At 48.1% G+C, this 1,348-nt stretch carries 2 protein-coding genes; both read left to right on the top strand.

Annotated features, from left to right (window positions below; all coding sequences use genetic code 11):
- The coding region (locus tag H6A12_RS12970) for a helix-turn-helix domain-containing protein (RefSeq protein ID WP_204448425.1) at positions 1–462 on the top strand (462 nt) is incomplete at its 5' end.
- The gene (locus tag H6A12_RS12965; RefSeq protein WP_204448424.1) at positions 387–1,307 is read left to right on the top strand and encodes an IS3 family transposase; all 921 of its coding nucleotides are present in this window, start codon (positions 387–389) and stop codon (positions 1,305–1,307) included. The genes H6A12_RS12970 and H6A12_RS12965, both read left to right, overlap by 76 nt.
- Positions 1,308–1,348 lie beyond the last annotated feature (41 nt).

Below are 1,348 nucleotides of genomic sequence, written 5' to 3'. Positions count from 1 at the left end.
TGCACCTGTAAAATGAAAGTAGACACTCACAAAAGTGTGGGTGTCTACTTTTTTCGTAGTAAAATAAGAGAAAAAGGAGGAATAGGAATGGGAAAGAAAGGGACACCACATCGGAAGTGGAGCAAAGAGGAAAAACTGTATTACATCCATCTGCACCTGGACGAGCATCTTTCGGTCATGGAAATCGAGAGAAGGCATGGAGTGAGAAACAGTTTAGTGTCTGCTTGGGTGAAGCGGTATCTGGAAGAAGGAGAAGATGCCCTGGAGCCAAAGAACGGAAACCCGTACGCAGCGTTGCACACGAGCAAAACACTGAGCGAAGTGGATCGTCTGAGGCTCATCATCGCAAAACAGGAAGTAGAGATCGCCCGTTTAAAAAAAGGATATTGGGTGGAAGGAGTTGGTGCAAAGAAGGAATACGTTACTGGCAGCGGAAAGAATACGAAGTCATCGAAGAACTGAAAGGAAAATATCCGGTCAATTTTCTGTGCCAGGTTATGGGTGTGAATCGCTCTGGCTACTACAAATGGCGGCAGCGGCAAGGAAAAATGAACCGCTATGAAAGGGACAGGGTGGAACTGACCCGGCTGCTGCAAGCTGCCCATGAAAAGCATCCTTCTCATGGGTATCATCGTCTGGCTCACGATGTGTTTCTTAAGACGGGATGGGTGTTTTCTCACAATCTGGCCCACAAGTGCTGTAAAGCCGCAGGAATTCGTTCAAAGGCCAGAAAAGGTCGTTATAAACGGCCTGGAGAGGAAAGCATCTTATTCCCCAATCAGGTAAGGGGACACTGGAATGCCGCCGCACCCCTTCAGCTCGTGGTCTCCGACATGACCACACTCAAAGTTGGAACGACTTACTGGGAGTGGACCATCCTTCTGGATACCTTCAACAACGAGATCCTGGCTCACAGTGTTACATCTCAAAGAGGAAGCAACAAGCCATACTATCACTGCCTCGAGCAACTGAAAAAGCGGATGGACAAAAGAGAAGAGCAGACGTCCCAGGTAGTCTTCCACACCGACCAGGGAGCTGTCTACTCTTCAAGGGCTTTTTGCCAGGCCCATCACGATTATAACATACTTCGTTCCATGTCGCGAGGGGGAACTCCCACGGACAATCCCATTATAGAGGCTTTGAATGGCTGGATAAAGGAAGAACTCTATCTTGACTTCGATCTGGCCCACTCCCATGATGTTCCGGCGCTTCTCGATGCTTATGTAGACTTTTTTAATAACCACCGTCCGGCCGCTGCATTGGGTTACAGAAGCCCCGTTCAGTTTAAAACCGAACGGGGCTTCTGATAAATATTCTTTTTACTGTCTACTTTCTCTTGACAAGTGCA

Source organism: Merdimmobilis hominis (genome assembly GCF_016901855.1).
Taxonomy (GTDB): Bacteria; Bacillota; Clostridia; order Oscillospirales; family Ruminococcaceae; genus Paludihabitans.
This window is presented reverse-complemented; position numbering and strand designations above follow the sequence as displayed.